13 protein-coding genes and 1 tRNA gene are annotated in these 16,966 nt (G+C 69.6%); 10 read left to right on the top strand and 4 right to left on the bottom strand.

Annotation, left to right across the window (positions count from 1 at the left end; genetic code table 11):
• Positions 1-119: 119 nt before the first annotated feature.
• The gene (gene polA, locus HC362_RS26035; RefSeq protein ID WP_243086577.1) at positions 120-2,864 is read right to left on the bottom strand and encodes a DNA polymerase I; all 2,745 of its coding nucleotides are present in this window, start codon (positions 2,862-2,864) and stop codon (positions 120-122) included.
• 148 nt (positions 2,865-3,012) lie between these two features.
• Between polA and HC362_RS26030 the strand changes: the two genes are divergently transcribed.
• From HC362_RS26030 to HC362_RS25995, 8 genes are all read left to right on the top strand, one after another.
• Positions 3,013-5,289 carry an FdhF/YdeP family oxidoreductase gene (locus HC362_RS26030; protein ID WP_243086576.1) on the top strand — a complete coding sequence of 759 codons (2,277 nt, stop codon included), beginning with the start codon at positions 3,013-3,015 and terminating at the stop codon, positions 5,287-5,289.
• A 61-nt stretch (positions 5,290-5,350) separates the two neighbouring features.
• Entirely contained in the window at positions 5,351-5,803 is a 453-nt protein-coding gene (locus HC362_RS26025) for a hotdog fold thioesterase (RefSeq protein WP_243086575.1), read from the top strand.
• A 77-nt stretch (positions 5,804-5,880) separates the two neighbouring features.
• Positions 5,881-6,459, top strand: a complete 579-nt coding sequence (locus HC362_RS26020) for a Tat pathway signal sequence domain protein (RefSeq protein ID WP_243086574.1) — start codon at positions 5,881-5,883, stop codon at positions 6,457-6,459.
• 286 nt (positions 6,460-6,745) lie between these two features.
• The gene (locus HC362_RS26015; protein ID WP_243086573.1) at positions 6,746-7,990 is read left to right on the top strand and encodes a branched-chain amino acid ABC transporter substrate-binding protein; all 1,245 of its coding nucleotides are present in this window, start codon (positions 6,746-6,748) and stop codon (positions 7,988-7,990) included.
• A gap of 94 nt (positions 7,991-8,084) precedes the next feature.
• Positions 8,085-9,014 carry a branched-chain amino acid ABC transporter permease gene (locus tag HC362_RS26010; protein WP_209266862.1) on the top strand — a complete coding sequence of 310 codons (930 nt, stop codon included), beginning with the start codon at positions 8,085-8,087 and terminating at the stop codon, positions 9,012-9,014.
• Between the two features lie 5 nt (positions 9,015-9,019).
• Complete coding sequence (locus HC362_RS26005; protein WP_243086572.1) at positions 9,020-10,873, top strand: branched-chain amino acid ABC transporter permease; 1,854 nt, start codon at positions 9,020-9,022, stop codon at positions 10,871-10,873.
• A gap of 6 nt (positions 10,874-10,879) precedes the next feature.
• Positions 10,880-11,857, top strand: a complete 978-nt coding sequence (locus HC362_RS26000; RefSeq protein ID WP_243086571.1) for an ABC transporter ATP-binding protein — start codon at positions 10,880-10,882, stop codon at positions 11,855-11,857.
• Complete coding sequence (locus HC362_RS25995; RefSeq protein ID WP_243088819.1) at positions 11,854-12,570, top strand: ABC transporter ATP-binding protein; 717 nt, start codon at positions 11,854-11,856, stop codon at positions 12,568-12,570. Before HC362_RS26000 ends, HC362_RS25995 begins: the two co-directional genes overlap by 4 nt.
• 71 nt (positions 12,571-12,641) lie before the next feature.
• Here HC362_RS25995 and HC362_RS25990 read toward each other — a convergent pair whose 3' ends face one another.
• Positions 12,642-13,238 (bottom strand): response regulator, encoded by a 597-nt coding sequence (locus tag HC362_RS25990; protein ID WP_243088818.1) that lies wholly within the window; start codon positions 13,236-13,238, stop codon positions 12,642-12,644.
• 186 nt (positions 13,239-13,424) lie between these two features.
• Here HC362_RS25990 and HC362_RS25985 point away from each other — a divergent pair.
• A tRNA-Leu gene (locus tag HC362_RS25985) sits at positions 13,425-13,499 on the top strand.
• A 45-nt stretch (positions 13,500-13,544) separates the two neighbouring features.
• On the opposite strand, the gene HC362_RS25980 is transcribed toward HC362_RS25985, so the two are convergent.
• A complete protein-coding gene (locus HC362_RS25980) occupies positions 13,545-13,844 on the bottom strand; it encodes a helix-turn-helix transcriptional regulator (RefSeq protein WP_243086570.1) in 300 nt (99 codons plus the stop codon).
• Positions 13,841-14,194 carry a type II toxin-antitoxin system RelE/ParE family toxin gene (locus HC362_RS25975; protein WP_243086569.1) on the bottom strand — a complete coding sequence of 118 codons (354 nt, stop codon included), beginning with the start codon at positions 14,192-14,194 and terminating at the stop codon, positions 13,841-13,843. Before HC362_RS25975 ends, HC362_RS25980 begins: the two co-directional genes overlap by 4 nt.
• A 138-nt stretch (positions 14,195-14,332) precedes the next feature.
• Here HC362_RS25975 and pepN point away from each other — a divergent pair, with 138 nt between their 5' ends.
• Positions 14,333-16,876, top strand: a complete 2,544-nt coding sequence (gene pepN, locus HC362_RS25970; RefSeq protein WP_243086568.1) for an aminopeptidase N — start codon at positions 14,333-14,335, stop codon at positions 16,874-16,876.
• The last annotated feature ends 90 nt before the right edge of the window (positions 16,877-16,966 follow it).

Genomic DNA, 16,966 nt, shown 5'->3' with positions numbered 1-16,966 from the left:
GCTTTTGTGGCCGGTTTTCCCGGTGTTCGCCCCTTGTTTCCCCAACGTCCCTTGTGGGAACGCCCGCTGGGGCACCCGGTCGGCCTTCCAGGCACCCCTGCCCCGCACCGCTGCGGCGCTCAGTGCGCCGCCGACTCCCAGTCCAGGCCGACGCCCACGGACACATCCAGCGGCGCCCGCAGTCCGACGGCGGTGGACATCTCGGAGCGGACCAGCTTCTCGACCTGCTGCCGCTCCCCCGGGGCGATCTCCAGCACGATCTCGTCGTGCACCTGGAGCAGCATCCGGGAGCGCAGCCGGGCGGCGCGCAGCGCCGCGTCGACCTTGAGCATGGCGACCTTGACGATGTCGGCCGCGGTGCCCTGGATCGGCGCGTTGAGCGCCATCCGCTCGGCCATCTCGCGGCGCTGCCGGTGGTCGCTGGTCAGATCGGGCAGATAGCGGCGCCGGCCCATGATCGTGTGGGTGTAGCCGGTGGCGCGGGCCTCCTCCACGGTGCGGTGCAGATAGTCGCGCACCCCGCCGAAGCGCTCGAAGTAGGTGTCCATCAGCTTCCGCGCCTCGTCCGGGGTGATCCCCAGCTGCTGCGAGAGCCCGAACGCCGAGAGCCCGTACGCCAGCCCGTAGGACATCGCCTTGATCTTGCGGCGCATCTCCGCGTCGACAGCGCTCTTCTCGACGCCGAAGACCTGCGCAGCGACCGTGTCGTGCAGGTCCTCGCCGGAGGTGAACGCCTCGATCAGGCCCTCGTCCTCGGACAGGTGCGCCATCACCCGCAGCTCGATCTGGCTGTAGTCGGCCGTCATCAGCGACTCGAAGCCCTCGCCGACGCGGAAGCCGCGGCGGATGGCGCGGCCCTCGTCCGTGCGGATCGGGATGTTCTGCAGGTTCGGGTCCGTGGACGAGAGGCGGCCGGTGGCGGCCACCGTCTGGTTGAAGGTGGTGTGGATACGGCCGTCGGGCGCGATGGTCTTGATCAGACCCTCCACCGTGGTGCGCAGCTTCTGCTGCTCGCGGTAGCGCAGCATGATCACCGGCAGCTCGTGCTCGGTCTGCGCAGCCAGCCAGGCCAGCGCGTCCGCGTCCGTCGTGTACCCCGTCTTGGTCTTCTTCGTCTTGGGCAGGCCCAGCTCGCCGAAGAGCACCTCCTGGAGCTGCTTGGGCGAACCCAGATTGAACTCGTGGCCCACCGAGGCGTGCGCCTCGGCGACGGCCTGCTGCACCGCGTCGGCGAACTGCTGCTCGAGGCCGGTGAGCCACTCGCGGTCCGCGCAGATGCCCGCGCGCTCCATCCGGGCCAGCACCTCGGAGGTGGGCAGCTCCAGCTCGCGCAGCAGATCGGCGGCGCCCACCTGCTCGAGGCGCTGCTCGAAGGCGCCGCCCAGGTCGAGAATGGTGCGCGCCTTGATCATCAGGGCCTGGGCCTCGGCCTGTTCGTCCACCCCGAGCGCGAGCTGTCCGTCGGCCTCGGCCGTGAGGCCCAGCTCGCGGCCCAGGTACTCGACGGACAGCGCGTCCATCGCGAAGGAGCGCCGGCCCGGCTTGTCCAGATAGGCGGCGAGCGCGGTGTCCATCCATACGCCGTCCACCTGCCAGCCGTGGTCGGCGAAGACCCGCATCAGCGCCTTGGCGTCGTGCATCACCTTGCGGCGGCCGGAGTCGGCGAGCCAGGCGGCGAACGCGCGCTCGTCGCCCTCGGTCAGCTCGGCCGGGTCGAACCGGACGGCCGGGCCCGTGCCGGTGGCCAGCGCGATCTCGCTGACGCTGCCGCTGCCCTGTTTCCAGACGTCCACGGTGGCCACGCCGAGCGTCGCGGCGCCGTGCTGCTCCAGCCAGGGGGCGAGCTCACCGGGCCCGGCGACCGTGCCGTCCAGCTCGATGCCGTCCCCCTCGGGCGGCTCCTCGGCCTGCGCCGCCGTGCCCGGGTCGACGCCGAAGAGGCGGTCGCGGAAGTTCTGGTGGCGGAACTCCAGGGTGTCCAGGACGACGGCGAGCGCGTCACGGTCGTAGGGGGCGCGGACCAGGTCCTCGGGGCGGTCGGGCAGCGCCACGTCGCGGACCAGCTCGGTCAGCCGGCGGTTGAGCAGCACCGACTCCAGATGCGCTCGCAGGTTGTCGCCCGCTTTGCCCTTGACCTCCTCCACCCGCTCGGCCAGCTCGGCGAGGGAGCCGAACTGGTTGATCCACTTGGTCGCCGTCTTCTCCCCGACGCCGGGGATGCCCGGCAGGTTGTCCGAGGGGTCGCCGCGCAGCGCGGCGAAGTCCGGATACTGCTCCGGGGAAAGGCCGTACTTCTCCCGCACCTTCTCGGGGGTGAAGCGGGTCAGCTCCGAGACGCCCTTGGTCGGGTACAGCACCGTGACGTTGTCGCTGACGAGCTGGAAGGTGTCCCGGTCGCCGGTGACGATGGAGACCTTGAAGCCCTCGGCCTCCGCCTGGGTGGCGAGCGTGGCGATGACGTCGTCCGCCTCGTAGCCGTCGACCGCGTAGCGGCGTACCCGCATGGCGTCGAGCAGCTCGCCGATCAGCTCCACCTGGCCCTTGAACTCGTCCGGGCTCTTGGATCTGTTCGCCTTGTACTCCGCGAACTGCTCCGAGCGCCAGGTCTTGCGGGAGACGTCGAAGGCGACGGCGAAGTGGGTGGGGGCCTCATCACGCAGGGTGTTCGCCAGCATGGACGTGAAGCCGTAGATCGCGTTGGTGGGCTGCCCCGTGGTGGTGTTGAAGTTCTCCGCGGGCAGCGCGTAGAACGCGCGATACGCGAGGGAGTGCCCGTCCATGAGCATCAGGCGGGGCTGCTCCTCGCCGCCCTCGTCCTGCGGGGTTGCCTTGGGTGCCGTCTTCGGTGCTGCCTTCTTAGCCACGGTGCCGATCCTCGCATGCGGCACTGACAACGGTGCGGCGCGGCACCATGCCGGATACGGAGCGTCGCGGTCTGGGCACGATTCGGCCGGCGACCGGTGGGCGCTCCCCCCTGCCCGCACAGCGGCACAGGTGGCACCATCAGGGGTTATGACGCGCAAGGCTCCCTCCAGTGACCCGGTTCAGGACGCGCCCCAGGTGGCGGCACCGAAGCATGCCGCGGCCGGGCTGCCCGCCGTCGCGCACTCGCTGCGGATGGCGCGGCAGCAGATGGGGGTCAAGCGGACCGCGCTGACACTGCTGCGCGTCAACCAGAAGGACGGCTTCGACTGTCCGGGCTGCGCATGGCCCGAGGGTGACAAGCGGCACGCGGCGGAGTTCTGCGAGAACGGCGCCAAGGCGGTTGCCGAGGAGGCCACCACGCGCCGGGTCACCCGCGACTTCTTCGCCGCGCACCCGGTGGCCGACCTCGCCGGGCGGTCCGGATACTGGCTGGGGCAGCAGGGGCGACTGACCGAACCGATGTTTCTGCCCGAGGGCGGGGAGCGGTACGAGCCGATCGGCTGGGACGACGCCTTCGCGCTGATCGCCGAGGAGCTGAAGGCGCTCACGTCACCCGATGAGGCGGTCTTCTACACCTCGGGCCGCACCAGCAACGAGGCCGCCTTCCTCTACCAGCTGTTCGCCCGCGAGTTCGGCACCAACAACCTGCCGGACTGCTCCAACATGTGCCATGAGTCGTCGGGCTCCGCACTGACCGAGACCCTCGGCGTCGGCAAGGGCAGCGTGCTGCTGGAGGACCTGTACCAGGCCGACCTGATCATCGTCGCCGGGCAGAACCCGGGCACCAACCACCCGCGGATGCTCTCCGCGCTGGAGAAGGCCAAGGCGAACGGCGCGAAGATCATCACCGTCAATCCGCTGCCCGAGGCGGGCATGGAGCGGTTCAAGAACCCGCAGACCCCCAAGGGACTGGCCGCGGCCGGCACCCCGCTGACCGATCTGTTCCTGCAGATCCGGCTCGGCGGGGACCAGGCGCTCTTCCGGGAGCTGAACCGCCTGATCCTGGAGCACAACGCTGTCGACGAGGACTTCGTACGGGAGTACACGCACGGCTTCGAGGAGTTCGCGGCGGCCTGCACCGGCGACTGGGAGGCGACGCGGGCCGCCACCGGGCTGGAGCGCGGCGAGATCCAGCGCGCCCTGGACATGGTGCTGGCCTCGCGGCGCACGGTGGTGTGCTGGGCGATGGGCCTCACCCAGCACAAGCACGCGGTGCCCACCATCCGCGAAGTGGTCAACTTCCTGCTGCTGCGGGGCAACATCGGCCGCCCCGGCGCCGGGGTCTGCCCGGTGCGCGGGCACAGCAATGTGCAGGGCGACCGCACCATGGGCATCTTCGAGCGGCCCGCGCCCGCCTTCCTGGACGCGCTGGAGAGGGAGTTCGGCTTCGCCCCGCCGCGCGAGCACGGCTACGACGTCGTACGGGCCATCCGCGCGATGCGCGACGGGCAGGCGAAGGTGTTCTTCGCGATGGGCGGCAACTTCGTGGCCGCCTCGCCCGACACCGAGGTGACCGAGGCGGCGATGCGCCGCGCGCGGCTGACCGTGCACGTGTCCACCAAGCTCAACCGCTCGCACTGTGTGACGGGCGCACGGGCGCTGATCCTGCCGACGCTGGGCCGCACCGAGCGGGACACCCAGCGGGGCGGCGACCAGTTCGTCACCGTCGAGGACTCCATGGGCATGGTGCACGCCTCGCGGGGACGGCTCGCCCCCGCGAGCGGTCAGCTGCTGTCCGAGCCCGCCATCGTCGCGCGGCTGGCACGCGCCGTGCTGGGCGACTCCTCCACCACCCCCTGGGAGGAGTTCGAGGGCGACTACGGGCTGATCCGCGACCGGATCGCCCGCGTGGTACCGGGCTTCGAGGACTTCAACGCCAAGGTGGCGCGCCCCGGGGGATTCGCGCTGCCGCACGCGCCCCGCGACGAGCGGCACTTCCCCACCGCGACCGGAAAGGCCAACTTCACCGCAGCGCCCGTGGAGCACCCCCGCGTGCCCGAAGGACGGCTTCTGCTGCAGACGCTGCGCTCGCACGACCAGTACAACACCACCGTCTACGGGCTCGACGACCGCTACCGGGGCATCAAGAACGGCCGCCGCGTGGTGCTCGTCCACCCGGAGGACGCGGCGGCTCACGGGCTCGCGGACGGGTCGTACGCCGACCTGACCAGCGAGTGGAGCGACGGCCGGGAGCGGGTGGCGCGCGGCTTCCGCGTCGTGCACTACCCCACTGCGCGCGGATGCGCTGCCGCGTACTACCCGGAGACCAATGTCCTGGTGCCGCTCGACGCGACGGCGGACACGAGCAACACCCCCGCCAGCAAGTCGATCGTGATCAGGCTCACTCCGTCCGAGGCCGACTGAAGCGCGTACGGGCTTAAGCTCGGACCGGCGGTTGAACAGCGCATGATCGGAGCAGCGGCGCATGGGTGAGCAGACCACGACCAAGTTCCCCCAGGAGATCCTGGACCAGTGGGCCGGGTCGGGCGTGGACCTGCCCTCGCTCTTCTCCGCCGGCAAGCTCGGCGAGCGCATGGGCCTGGAGATACTGGAGGCGGCGCCCGAGCGGGTCGTGGGCACCCTGCCCGTCGAGGGCAACACCCAGCCGTACGGGCTACTGCACGGCGGGGCCTCCGCCGTGCTCGCCGAGACGCTCGGCTCGGTGGGCGCCATGCTGCACGGCGGCCCCGGGAGGGCCGCCGTGGGAGTGGACCTCAACTGCACCCATCACAGCGGGCCGCGCTCCGGGCTGGTGACCGGTGTCGCCACGCCGGTGCACCGGGGGCGGACGATGACCAGCTACGAGATCGTCATCACCGACGAGAGCGGGCGCCGGGTGTGCACGGCCCGCCTCACCTGCCTGCTGCGGGACGCGTAAGTCGGCTGCCAGGGCCCGGGAGGGGGCGCCCTGACAGGGCGCGTGCGCGGGACACCCGGTGGCGCTAACGTCCCCATATGGGGGACATTCTCAGCAGCGGTCCTGACCGGCCCCGGCTCTTCGAGCGGTGGGAGGCGCTGCCGCGGCGTGCCCGGCTGCTGATCGTCGCCCTCGTCTGCTGTGGCCTCCTCGGCTGGGCTGTGGTCTCGGTGCTGCCGACCGACCGGCCGGCCCCGGCGGCGCGGCACAAGGTGCCGTACCCCGTGCACAGCACCCGGATCACTTTCGTCCGCGTCACCGATGTGGACGTGGCCAGGCGCAGCTTCCGGATCGAACTGCGGGCCGTGACCCGGGACCCGGTGCTGGTGCGGCGGGTCACCCAGGAGTACCGGGCGCTGACCATGGAGCTCTCCCCGGCGCAGCCGGTGACGGTGCGGCCAGGTAAGGCCGAGCGGGTGTGGGTGACGGCGCGGGTCACCTCCTGCCGCCTGCTGCCGGTACGGGCCCGGCTGCCTTTCCTGGACGTCACGTTGCGTAACGCGCGCGCGTCGCAAGATCTCAGCTTCATCCCCGGGGACCGCTACGCCCGGGCACTCACCCGCGTCTTCCGTACGGTATGCGGACCCGCCGCGCGGTCCCGGCCGGCGACCGGCTGAACCAACTGCGGCTTCCGGGCGGGAAATGCGTCCGCCATCTCGCCGTCATACCAGGCACGTTGAGGATCACCGGCCTCCGGTCTGCCGGTTCCGTGACGGTCATAACAAGAGAGTCACATCCTGGATCCGACCTCTGCCCGACTGCACCAGCAGCGCCATAGAGTCACCGCCAGTCACCGCGCCGCCGGGCGCGCACGACGAGCTCCGATCTGTACTACCCGTACGGCCCGGCGCGCGATACGGCCACTCACTCCATGGGGGCCGCGCCTCGGGGAAAGGACTGATCGTGCGTCACCGTTCCTTGCTCATACTCACCACCACCGTCACGGTGGGAGCCCTCACCCTGTCAGCGTGCGGCTCGCGCGACGACAAGAGCGGAGGCGGCGACAGCGGAGAGAAGACCACTGTCGTCATCGGCGTCGACGCCCCGCTCACCGGCGACCTGTCGGCGCTGGGCCAGGGCATCAAGAACTCCAGCGACCTCGCCATCAAGACGGCCAACAAGAACAACGAGGTCAAGGGCGTCACCTTCAAGCTGGAGGCGCTGGACGACCAGGCGCAGGCAGGCACCGGCCAGCAGAACGCCACCAAGCTGGTGGGCAACGACAAGGTCGTCGGCGTGGTCGGCCCCCTCAACTCGCACGTCGGCCAGTCCATGCAGAAGGTCTTCGGCAACGCCAACCTCGTGCAGGTCTCCCCCGCCAACACGGCCCCCGAGCTCAGCCAGGGCCCCCACTGGCAGAAGGGCGAGAAGAAGCGGCTGTTCGACACCTACTTCCGCACCTCCACCACCGACGCCGTACAGGGCCCGTACGCGGCGCAGTACCTGTACAACAAGCGGAAGCTGAAGAAGGCGTACATCATCGACGACAAGAAGACCTACGGCGCGGGACTGGCCGGCACCTTCACCGACGAGTTCAAGAAGCTCGGCGGCAAGGTCGTGGGCACCGACCACATCAACCCCGACGACCGTGACTTCTCCGCCGTCGGCACCAAGGTCGCCAAGTCCAAGGCCGACTTCGTCTACTACGGCGGCGAGTACCCGGCCGGCGCCCCGCTCAGCGCGCAGATCTCCAAGGCCGGCTCCGAGGCCCTGGTCGTGGGCGGTGACGCGCTCTACAGCGAGGAGTACATCAAGCTCGGCAAGAAGAACGTCGAGGGCGACCTGGCCACCTCCGTCGGCGCACCCCTGGAGACCCTGGACACCGCCAAGACGTTCATGAAGAACTACAAGGCGGCCGGCTACAAACTCCCCTACGAGGCATACGGCGGCTACTCCTACGACAGCACCTGGGCGATCATCCAGGCGGTCAAGGCCGTGGTGGAGAAGAACGACGGCAAGCTGCCGGGCAACATCGACGACACCCGCGAGCAGGTCACCAAGGCCATGCAGGACGTCGCGTTCAAGGGCGTCACCGGTGACGTCGCCTTCGACAAGTACGGCGACACCACCAACAAGCAGCTCTCCGTCTACGAGGTCAAGGGCGGCAAGCACAAGCCCGTGCAGACCGGCACCTTCGACGAAGGCTGATCCGCACCGCACGCCCCAACCCGAACCTCACAGCCGCGCGGGGGCGCCGAGCGCGCCCCCGCGCAGCCGTATCTGACACACCCAAGGAGTCCCGGTGCAAGATCTGCCGGATCAGCTGGCGAACGGACTCGCACTCGGCGCGTTGTACGGCCTCATCGCGATCGGGTACACGATGGTCTACGGCATCGTCCAGCTCATCAACTTCGCCCACGGCGAGATATTCATGATCGGCGGCTTCGGCGCGCTGACCGCCTACCTGTGGCTGCCCGACGGCACAGGGCTGGCCGTCGCACTCCCCCTGATGATCCTGCTCGGCGTCGTCTGCGCCGTCCTGGTCGCCATCGGAGCCGAACGCTTCGCCTACCGGCCGCTGCGCGGCGGCCCCAGGCTCTCCCCGCTGATCACCGCCATCGGGCTGTCCCTCGCTCTCCAGCAGGCGGTATGGGCCTTCTACCCCGACGCCAAGAAGGCCCGGCCCTTCCCGCAGATCGGCGGCAGCGACTTCGACCTCGGCTTCGTCACCCTCTCCCGCGAAGACCTGTTCATCTTCGTCTCCGCACCCGTGTGCATGCTCGCGCTGGGCCTGTTCGTCGCCAAGACCCGCACCGGACGCGCCATGCAGGCCACATCGCAGGACCCCGACACCGCCAAACTGATGGGCGTCAACACCGATCGCATCATCGTGATGGCCTTCGCCATCGGCGCCGCGTTCGCCGCGATCGCCGCCATCGCCCAGGGCTTCAAGACCGGCGAGGTCAACTTCCGGATGGGCTTCATCGCCGGGCTCAAGGCCTTCACCGCCGCCGTGCTCGGCGGCATCGGCAACATCTACGGCGCCATGGTCGGCGGCCTCGTCCTCGGCGTCGCCGAAGCCATGGCGACCGCCTACATCGGCGACATCCCAGGGCTCGAACAGTTCGGCGGCGGCTCCTGGAAGGACGTATGGGCGTTCATCCTGCTCATCCTCGTCCTCCTCGTACGGCCCCAAGGAATCCTCGGCGAACGCCTCGCGGATCGGGCGTGATACCCATGACGACTCAGCACACCACCGCCACCCGGGACAACGACGAAACCGCCGGCAACCCGGCGCGCGACTCCGCCGGAGGCCCACCGCTCCTGCCGCTCGGCTCCGACCCGCTGACCAGCCGCGCACGCGGCCGCATCCTCACCGCAGCCGGAGCCGTCGTCGCGTTCGCGAGTACCATGCTCCCCTGGACCTGGACCTCCGCCTTCCCCGGCGATCTGACCATCGCCATGTACCCGGCCGGACTGCAGCTCATCACCCTCGCCGGCGCCGTACTGACCGCGGCCGTGCTGCTGGCCACCGCAGGTGTCCCCGGACTGCGCTGGCTCACCCCCGGCGGCAAACACAGCGCCGTGCTGCTGCTGGCCGTCGGCAACCTCGTCGCCACCTGGTACACCGCCGGAGCCATCGCCGTCGACCTCGGCGGCCTCGTCAACTTCGAACCCGGCATGTGGATCGGCGTCGCCGGCACCCTGCTGGCCGTCGTCGGCGCCCTCGCCCTCCCCACCGACCTGCCGCCCGAGCCCGAAGCCGGCCCGCGGCGGCCGGCCCCCTGGAAGCGGCTCCGCCACGCGCTCGACGCACCCCCGCCCGGCACCGCGGCACCGCTGCCCGGCTGGGCCGAGATCCTGGTGATCTGCGCCGCCTGCGCCACCGGACTCTACGTCTTCGCCTACGGCATCGAAGCCGAGGACGGGCCACCCTTCATCGGCTTCCTGCTGCTGGCCGCGTTCGCCTTCCCCGCGCTCGGCAGGGCAGGACTGACCCGGCGGCTGTCCGTACTGGCAGGCCGCAACCGCAACACCACCCTCGCCGCCGCCTTCGTCGCGGCCCTGCTCTTCCCCATCACCCAGAGCAACGAGGCCTACACCAATATCGCGGTCAGCGTGCTGATCTTCGCCACCGTCGCGCTCGGCCTCAACATGGTCGTCGGCCTCGCCGGCATCCTCGACCTCGGCTACGTCGCGTTCCTCGGCGTCGGCGCCTACACCGCGGCACTCGTCTCCGGCGCCGAGACCTCCTCGGTCGGCCTGCACGTACCCTTCTGGGCCGCCGTGCTCATCGGCGCCGCCGTCGCCCTCGTCTTCGGCCTGGTCATCGGCTTCCCCTCGCTGCGGCTGCACGGCGACTACCTCGCCATCGTCACCCTCGGCTTCGGGGAGATCTTCCGTATCTCCGTCCAGAACCTCGACGGCGACTCAGGACCCAACGTCACCAACGGCCCCAACGGCATCCCCAATATCCCCGACCTGAAGATCCTCGGCTTCGACCTCGGACAGACCCACACCGTCCTCGGCTTCGAACTCGGCCGCTTCGCCAACTACTACCTGCTGATGCTGGTCTTCACCGCCATCGTCGTCACCGTGTTCCGGCGCTCCGACAACTCCCGTATCGGCCGCGCCTGGATCGCCATCCGCGAGGACGAGACCGCGGCACGCGCCATGGGCGTCAACGCCTTCCGGCTCAAACTGATGGCCTTCGCCCTCGGCGCCACCCTCGCCGGAATGGCCGGAACCGTCCTCGCCCACGTCGAGTTCTCCGTCACCCCCGAGTCGTACAAGTTCGTCCACACCGCGCCGCCCAACTCCGCGTTCCTGCTCATCGCCGTCATCCTCGGCGGCATGGGCACCGTCAGCGGACCCCTCATCGGCGCCGCACTGCTCTACCTCATCCCGGCCAAGCTCCAGTTCATGGCCGACTACCAGCTGCTGCTCTTCGGCATCGCGCTCATCCTGCTGATGCGCTTCAGGCCCGAGGGCCTCATCGCCGACCGCCGCAAGCAGCTCGAGTTCCACGAGGCGGGACAATCCGACACCCCCACGGCAGCGACCCCCGGCCTCGGCAAGACGGAGGCGTGAGACGAGATGACGACCACCACACCAGCCGACGCGCCCGCACCCGGAGCCGGACCCGCCCTGGGCGACGTCGTACTCGACGCCTCCGGAGTCACCATGCGGTTCGGCGGCCTCACCGCCGTACGCGACGTGAACCTCGACGTGCGCGCCGGAGAAATCGTCGGCCTCATCGGACCCAACGGCGCCGGAAAGACCACCTTCTTCAACTGCCTCACCGGCCTCTACATCCCCACCGAGGGAACAGTGCGCTACAGGGGCACCGTCCTGCCCCACCGCTCCCACCTGGTCACCCAGGCAGGCATCGCCCGCACCTTCCAGAACATCCGGCTCTTCGCCAACATGACCGTCCTGGAGAACGTCCTCGTCGGCCGGCACACCCGCACCCACGAAGGACTCTTCTCCGCCCTCGTCCGCGGCCCCCGCTTCCGCAGAGCCGAACAGGAATCCGAAGAACGCGCCATGGAACTGCTGCGCTTCACCGGACTCGAGGACAAACGCGAACACCTGGCGCGCAACCTCCCCTACGGCGAACAGCGCAAACTGGAGATCGCCCGCGCCCTCGCCAGCGAACCAGGACTGCTGCTGTTGGACGAGCCCACAGCGGGCATGACGGCCGGCGAGACCACCGCCACCCGCGAACTCGTCCTGGCCATTCGCCAACAGGGCACCGCCGTACTCGTCATCGAGCACGACATGCGGTTCATCTTCAACCTCTGCGACCGCGTCGCCGTCCTCGTCCAGGGCGAGAAACTCGTCGAAGGCACCCCCGAGACCGTGCAGCGCGACGAACGCGTCATCGCCGCCTACCTCGGCACCCCCTTCGAAGGCGAACCGGGCGAGGAGGAGGCGGCGGAAGTGCGGGCGGCCGAGGAGCACGCCGCCGAACCCGCCGCCGAACCGGCCGCCCCGCAGGACGGCCGGAAGGACGGGCAGCAGGACGGGCAGCAGGCCCCACCTGGCGCCCCGCAAGAAGGGGAGGCCGACTGATGGCCCTGCTCGAAGTCGAGGACCTGCGCGTCGCCTACGGCAAGATCGAAGCCGTCAAAGGCATCTCCTTCACCGTCGACGCAGGCGAAGTCGTCACCCTCATCGGCACCAACGGCGCCGGGAAGACCACCACCCTGCGCACCCTGTCCGGACTGCTCAGACCCGTCACCGGGAAGATCACCTTCGAAGGGCAGGTGCTCAACGGAGTCGGCGCCCACAAGATCGTCTCCATGGGCCTCGCCCACTCACCCGAAGGCCGCCGCATCTTCCCCCGGCTCAGCATCGAGGAGAACCTCCGGCTCGGCGCCTTCCTCCGCAAGGACACCGACGGCATCGCCAAGGACATCGACAGCGCCTACGAGCGGTTCCCCATTCTCGGAGAACGCCGCCGCCAGGCCGCCGGCACCCTCTCCGGCGGCGAACAGCAGATGCTCGCCATGGCCCGCGCGCTGATGTCCCGCCCCAAACTGCTCATGCTCGACGAGCCCTCCATGGGACTCTCACCGATCATGATGCAGAAGATCATGGCCACCATCAGCGAGCTCAAGGAACAGGGCACCACCATCCTGCTCGTCGAACAGAACGCCCAGGCCGCGCTCTCCCTGGCCGACCACGGCCATGTGATGGAGACCGGCAGCATCACCCTGTCGGGGACAGGGGAGGAACTGATGCACGACGAGTCGGTACGCAAGGCGTACCTCGGCGAGGACTGAGCACCGACAACAGCGGGAGGGGGCGCCCGGAACCTCCGGGCGCCCCCTCCCCTGTGCTGCTCATGTGCTGCTCACTGCTGCTTCTTGCGCTCCTCGGCGTCGGCGATGACCGCCTCCGCCACCTGCTGCATCGACAGCCGCCGGTCCATCGACGTCTTCTGGATCCACCGGAACGCGGCCGGCTCGGTCAGCCCGTACTGCGTCTGCAGCACGCTCTTGGCCCGGTCAACCAGCTTCCGCGTCTCCAGCCGCTGGGCGAGGTCGGCGACCTCCTTCTCCAGCGTCTTCAGCTCCGTGAAGCGGGAGACCGCCATCTCGATGGCCGGCACCACATCGGTCTTGCTGAACGGCTTCACCAGATAGGCCATGGCCCCGGCGTCCCGGGCCCGCTCGACCAGCTCCCGCTGGGAGAAGGCCGTCAGCATCAGCACCGGCGCGATGCTCTCCTCGGCGATCTTCTCCGCCGCGGAGATGCCGTCCAGCACCGGCATCTTCACATCCAGGATGCACAGGTCGGGGCGGTGCTCACGGGCCAGCTCCACGGCCCGCTGTCCGTCGCCGGCCTCGCCGACGACGGTGTAGCCCTCCTCCTCCAGCATCTCCTTGAGATCCATCCGGATCAGCGCCTCGTCCTCCGCGATCACGACCCGGGTCGTCGCCGGAGGCACATGCGCACTCCCGTCCGTCGTCGAAGCCTCCGCCTCGACCGGCTCGGCACTCTGGGCACTCTCAGGCTCGGGGAAGTCCGCCGCGCTCACTTGGCTCCTCGTTTCCGCACAGGTGGGACCGTCGAGCCTACCCAGGTCCTGTAAAGTAAGAGCACAGCGGGTGGGCGTTAGCCTTCGATTCCACTGGCCCCGGTAGCCCAATTGGCAGCAGGCAATGGATTCAAAACCCATACAGTGTCGGTTCGAGTCCGACCCGGGGCACTTCACCTTCGATTCGAAGGCGGAATCTCGGCCGACGGTTCTGCCTCAGCTCGCTTGATCCAAGGGCAGGAGCTCCACCGAGAGCCTGAGGTTCAAGGCGTGGGCGTAGCGCTCCAGCATCAGTATGGTCGGCATGGTCCCGCCCGCCTCGAACCGTGCCACGGCCGGCTGGTGCAAGCCTGCCGCGTCAGCCAGCTCTCGTTGGGACATACCGAGCGACTCCCTGCGTTTGCGTACCGCTGCGCCCAGCTCGAAGCGCAGGCCGGCGGCCTGGTAGGCAGCAGCTGCCTCCGGGTGCGCCAAGGCCTCGGCGCGCTTCTCGTTCCATGATGTCCGAGGCGTCATCCCTTGTCTCCCTCCTCCGCGGAGTGCGCTTCTGCGATACAGCGCTCCATGGCCATTCGGGCCCGCTCGATCTCTGCCTGCTCCCGCATTCTCCGCTTGCGGAAGACCGTCAGCAGGATGATCCTCCGATGGGCAGCGATCCAGTACGTGACGCGCACCGATTCGCGGTCCAGGTGGAAGCGCAACTCCCTGAGTTTTCCGTGTAATTGCCGCGTGTACGGCTCCCCCAGCAGCACTCCGCGCTCGGCCAGGAGGTCGATGTAGAAGGCTGCTGTTCCACGCTCCCCATGACTGAGCGCATCGAACCACTCCACAACTTCCGGTTCGAGTTCTACTTCTCCCCAAGTCATAACACGCACGTTATGGCCGTGCCAGTGCGCCCCGTGCGGAGATCCCGGGCGGACCCCTCGAAAGAGTGGCGCTCTGGTATGGCGCGCTGCGTCCGGAGGCCGGTGCGTTGTGTACCCGTGTGGGGCACCATGGCGCGCATGGTCGTGTTGACGCGTGCGGAGGCGCAGGGGCGGGCTCGGGCTCTCAGGGTCGAGCAGTACGCCGTGGATCTTGATCTGACGCGGGGGGAGGAGGTGTTCGGGTCCACGACCGTGGTGCGGTTCGCCGCGCTGGAGGCGGGGGTGGACACCTTCGTGGAGCTGCGGCCGCGGGAGCTGGTGCGGGCCGAGCTGGACGGGGTGGCTCTCGACCCGGGCGCCCTGCGGGAGGGGCGGCTGCCGTTGCGCGGGCTGGCGGCCGGGGAGCACGAGCTGCGGGTCGAGGCGCTGATGCCGTACTCGCGGGTGGGTGAGGGCATGCACCGCTTCACCGATCCGGAGGACGGCAACACATATGTGTACACGCAGTGCTGCGTCGCTGACGCTCCGCTGGTGTTCGCCTGTTTCGACCAGCCGGATCTGAAGGCGGTCTTCCATGTGTCGGTGACGGCGCCGGAAGAGTGGACGGTGCTGGGCAACGGTGTCGCCGCGCGCTCCGGTGCGGGCGGCGGCCGGTGGGTGTGTGCTCCGACGCCGCCGATCAGCACGTATCTGATGGCGGTGGCGGCGGGCCCGTTCCACTCGGTGCGAACGGAGCACGCGGGGCTGCCGTTCGGGCTGCATGTGCGCAGGTCGCTGGGGCGGTTCCTGGACGCTGACGCGGCGGAGCTGCTGGAGGTGACGCGGCGCTGTTTCGACCGCTATCACGAGCTGTTCGACGAGCCGTATCCGTTCGACTCCTACGATCAGGCGTTCGTGCCGGAGTTCAACTCGGGGGCGATGGAGAATCCGGGCCTGGTGACGTTCCGGGACGAGTACATCCACCGTTCGGCGGTCACGGAGACCGAGCGGATGTCGCGGGCCACGACGATCGCGCACGAGATGGCGCACATGTGGTTCGGGGATCTGGTGACGCTGCGCTGGTGGGACGACATCTGGCTGAACGAGTCGTTCGCTGAGTACATGGGCTATCAGGTGCTGAGCGAGGCGACCCGGTTCGTGGACGCCTGGACGGACTTCGCGGTGGCGCGGAAGAGCTGGGGGTACGACGCGGACGAGCGGCCGTCGACGCATCCGGTGGCGCCGGCTGCTGAGGCGGTTCCGGACACGGCGGCTGCGATGGGCAATTTCGACGGTATCTCGTATGCGAAGGGTGCTTCGGCGCTCCGGCAGTTGGTCGTGTGGCTGGGTGAGAAGAGTTTCCTGGCGGGTATCAACGAGCATTTCGCGCGGCACAGGTTCGGGAATGCGACGCTTGCCGACTTCCTGGATTCGCTGGCGCGGGCCTCGGAGCGTGATGTGCGCGGCTGGGCGGAGAGCTGGTTGCGGACCACGGGTGCGGACGCGCTGGTGCCGCGGGTGGGCGAGTCGGCGGCGCGGCAGTGGTATGTGGATGTGGAGCACCGTGGGGAGCGTCCGCACCGGTTGGCGGTGGGGCTGTACGACCGGGCTCCGGCGGACGAGTCGCGGCTGGTGCTGCGGGAGCGGCTGGAGCGGGATGTGCCGCCGGGCGGTGGCCGGCTGACGGTGACGCTGGACGGTCCGCGTCCTGATCTGGTGCTGGTCAACGATCTGGACTGGACGTACGCGAGGGTGCGGCTGGATCCGGTCTCGTGGGGCACGGTGCGTTCGGCGCTGTCGGGGCTGCCGGGGCAGTTGTCGCGTGCTGTGGTGTGGAACGCGGCGCGGGACATGGTGCGTGAGGGGGAGCTGGGGCCGCTGGAGTATCTGCGTACGGTGCGGGAACATCTGCGGTCCGAGACGGACAACGCGGTGGTGCAGGGGGTGTTGGCGTTCGCGCGGGGGCACGCTGCCGACCGGTATCTGGCGGGTGCGGGGCGGGTGGAGGCGCTGGGGCTGCTGGGTGAGGTGTGCCGTGAGCTGCTGGAGTGTGAGGAGGGGGCCGGTGCGGGGCGCGGTGCGGCTGCCGGTGGTTCGGGGGTGCGGCTGACGGCTGCGCGGTACTTCATCGACTGTGCGACCGACCCGGAGGAGTTGCTGGCATGGCGGGCCGTGGGCGAGGTGCCGGGTGGTCCGGTGCTGGACGCGGAGCTGCGGTGGCGGCTGCTGCTCCGGCTGTCGGTGCTGGGCGCGGTGGGCGAGGCGGACATCGAGGAGGCCGCGGCGGCCGACCGGAGCGCTCGGGGCGAGGAGGCGGCGGCTCGTTGCCGCGCCGCGCTGCCGGAGGCCGCGGCGAAGGAGGCGGCGTGGGAAGCGATGTTCGGTCCCGCGGACGCCCTGTCGAACTATCTGTTCACCGCGACGGCGCAGGGTTTCTGGCAGCCGGAGCAGGCTGGGCTGCTGCGCGGCTACGTGGGACGGTATTTCACCGATGTGCTGCCTGTTGCGGCGCGCCGTGGTCCGGCTCTGGCGGATGCGGCGGGCCGGCACGCGTTCCCTGCCGTGTTCGTGGACGAGGCGACGCTGACGTACGGCGAGGAGTGTCTGGCCTCGGGTGAAGCAGTGCCCGCGCTGCGGCGGCGGCTGGAGGACCAGGTGGACGACCTGCGGCGGGCGTTGGGGGTGCGCGCGGCGGTGGCGTGACGGGGGCGCCCGGGGTCGTTGGAGGGCTGCCGACGGACCCGTTGTGGGGATGCCGACGGGTCTTTTATCAGATCCGTCGGCCCGATCCGG

It is taken from the genome of Streptomyces sp. 891-h (assembly GCF_022760275.1).
In the GTDB taxonomy this organism is placed as follows: Bacteria; Actinomycetota; Actinomycetes; order Streptomycetales; family Streptomycetaceae; genus Streptomyces; species Streptomyces spirodelae.
Note: the sequence above shows the minus strand (reverse complement) of the source record. Positions and strands in the feature narration are given on the sequence as shown.